Source organism: Mycobacterium sp. TH-M11, assembly GCF_057473725.1.
This window is the reverse complement of record NZ_JBYCLD010000457.1, coordinates 1-2,613: the sequence shown is the minus strand read 5'-3', so window position 1 is coordinate 2,613 and position 2,613 is coordinate 1. Positions and strand designations below refer to the sequence as shown.

Below are 2,613 nucleotides of genomic sequence, written 5' to 3'. Positions count from 1 at the left end.
TTGCATGTGTCTCCGCAGCGCATCAGCCAACTTGCGAAAGCAGGTTAGACCGGCGCGTCCACAACGAAAAGACCCTCGTCGAGCTAGCTGCTCAGCGAGAGTCTATTCGTCACATTGCATCGCCCTGGAAATGCTGGAGGCTCCTGACCTTGGAAACGAGGATGGAGTCATGCCGAAGAAACTTCCGTCAGGTGAGGTTCCCCAGAAAAAGTGGACACGGTTAGCTTGATTGCTGACGTGCTCGTGAGGCGATCTCGAAGTCGATGGGTGAGGTCATCCCGAGCGAGCTGTGTCGCCTGTCATGGTTGTAGAATATGATGTAATTGTCAAGTCCTGCAGTGAGATTCGCGTATGTGGTGAAGGCGTGGCGTTTGTAGTATTCGTGCTTGACGGTCGACCACAACGACTCGGCGCCCGCGTTGTCCCAGATCCCGGTCGCGCCCATGGAGCGCAGCAAGCCATGCCGAGAACAGGCCTGGGCCATGTCCTGGCTGGTGAATTGGCTGCCTCTATCCGCATGCAGGATCGTGCCGGCCACCGCGCCGCCACGAGTGAACACCGCGGCGTCAACAGCCGCCTCGACCAGCTCGGTACGCATGTGATCGGCCAGCGACCAGCCCAGCACCCGCCGTGAGTGCTCGTCACGGATCGCGCACAGGTAGGCGTGCCCTTCGCCGCAGGTCAAATAGGTGATGTCCGACGTCCAGACAGCGTCTGTGCGGCCCCGGTCGAAGTCGCGCCCGACCCGATCCGGCGGGAACGACGTCGTCGGGTCCACCACCGTGGTCTTGACCTTGAACGTGCGGGGACTGATCCCCTCGATGCCCATTTCCGCCATGATCGCCGCGACGGTGTTCTCCGAGACCGCGACGCCCGCGGCGTGCAGATCAGCGGTGATCCGCGGCGACCCGTACGTGCGCTTGGATGCTTGCCAGTGCGCCAGGATCTTCACTTCCAGGTCTCGGCGCCGCTGCTGACGCGGTGAGAGCTCGCTACGGCGTTGCCGCGCTGCCCACGCATAGAAACCCGACCGTGAAACACCGAGCAGCTGTGCAAGATTCGATACATCGTGGTCGGCGCCCTCCGCAGCGATGAGCTCGAAACGACTCACCTGTGTTGCTGTGCTGCAAAGTACGCCGATACTTTTTTCAGGAACGCGATGTCACGATCCTTATCGGCGACCTCCGCGCGCAGCCGGGCCAGCTCGGCCCGCTCGCCCGCCGACAGGTCCCCATCGGGCGGCACTGTGCGCGCGCCGGCAGCAGCCCCGTCCCGGATACGTTCTGCAGCAACCCATCTCCGCAAAAGGTTCTCATGCAGATTCAGCTCCCGGCCGACCTCGGTAACCGGCCGGCCGCTATCCATCACCCGCCGAGCGGCCTGCACCTTGAACTCCGCCGTAAACGACCGACGAGTCCTGGACATACCCACATCCTCCCAGCGGGACCCCGTGCCCCGCTATCTCGGGTGTCCACTGAAACTGGGGAGGCTCAGGCCACCGCTTTACCGTGTGCCGTCGCGGTTCGGTGGGAAAATCGGACGTATGACGTACGAGCCGCCATCTCACACCTGGCAGTTGAAAGCTGGTGAATTGGCCGGCAACACGAACACGCCGTATCTGTTCAAGGGTGTCGACGATGACGACTCGCAGTGGAATGTGGTCGCTCGCACACCGATTTGCAGGATGATGCCAACACCAGACAGAGACGGGTTCATGCCGCCTGAGGTGACGGTTTTGTTCACCGACGGGGCAGAGCGCGTGTTCAACCCCGACGATCAAGTTCTGATCGGGCCAACGATCCGCGACTGATCAGCGCAGCTCGTCTCGCAGCTGCATCAACGCCTCGCCAAGCATGTTTTCGCCTTCGCCTGGGCATCGACCGCAGCGGCAGTCGCCCCAATAGTCGTCGTGCCACGTGTTGCCTTCGACGAGCTTGTGCGGGTATGTGTCGACGAGCTTGTCGGCGAGATCGCGATCAGCGAATTTCGCGGCGAGTACTTGCTCCATGACACGCACGCGCATGTCAGCCCAGTAGTCGACGATCTGCACTTTGCGGCCGCGTTGTTTAGCGATCAGCGGCGTCGCGGATTGCGCAATCCACGCCCGCTCGTCGGGGCGGACAGCTTTCAGCGCCTGGTAGGCGTGCTCAGCTGTCGGATAGACGTCGCCGCCGATGCACACAGGTTGGCGGTGAAAGTTGGAGAGAAAGTAGTGGCGTCCACGAAAGTCATCTATCAAGGCCTCCCTTTTTCTGTCGTCGGGGCTGGGGTCGACATCAAGTGTGACACGAGCCGCGACGACGACCGCTCAGCCGCCGTCTCGGCGGCGAACCGACTCATGGTGATGTGTCTGTGCGTTCCACGCGCTCGCGTCGAGACAGCGTCAGCATGCGGCTGCGACACGACTGGTTTTGGGAGTGTCGATTTTGGCTCAAGCTGTATTTGGCATCCGCTGCGTGCGATCTGCGTGCGATCCATGCTCGAGGCGACGGTTTGCGCTGCTCACGGCGCTAAAAGCTGGGGTACCAGGACTCGAACCTAGAATGGCTGAACCAGAATCAGCTGTGTTGCCAATTACACCATACCCCATTGGCTGCCTAAAACCGCTGGTCA

Annotated in this window: 4 protein-coding genes and 1 tRNA gene; 1 reads left to right on the top strand and 4 read right to left on the bottom strand. The window is 61.5% G+C overall.

The features are described 5' to 3' along the window. Window positions 1-220: 220 nt before the first annotated feature. On the bottom strand, window positions 221-1,111 hold the full coding sequence (locus AC2VOG_RS17765) for an IS3 family transposase (RefSeq protein WP_486941163.1): 891 nt from the start codon (window positions 1,109-1,111) through the stop codon (window positions 221-223). After that, window positions 1,108-1,425, bottom strand: a complete 318-nt coding sequence (locus AC2VOG_RS17760) for a transposase (RefSeq protein WP_486941162.1) — start codon at window positions 1,423-1,425, stop codon at window positions 1,108-1,110. Before AC2VOG_RS17760 ends, AC2VOG_RS17765 begins: the two co-directional genes overlap by 4 nt. A gap of 118 nt (window positions 1,426-1,543) precedes the next feature. Between AC2VOG_RS17760 and AC2VOG_RS17755 the strand changes: the two genes are divergently transcribed. After that, window positions 1,544-1,810, top strand: coding sequence for a hypothetical protein (locus AC2VOG_RS17755; RefSeq protein WP_486941161.1), 267 nt, complete (start codon window positions 1,544-1,546; stop codon window positions 1,808-1,810). Here AC2VOG_RS17755 and ybiA read toward each other — a convergent pair whose 3' ends face one another. Further along, entirely contained in the window at window positions 1,811-2,239 is a 429-nt protein-coding gene (ybiA, locus tag AC2VOG_RS17750) for a riboflavin biosynthesis intermediates N-glycosidase (RefSeq protein ID WP_486941160.1), read from the bottom strand. Between the two features lie 278 nt (window positions 2,240-2,517). Continuing rightward, window positions 2,518-2,589, bottom strand: a tRNA-Gln gene (locus AC2VOG_RS17745). Between the last annotated feature and the right edge of the window lie 24 nt (window positions 2,590-2,613).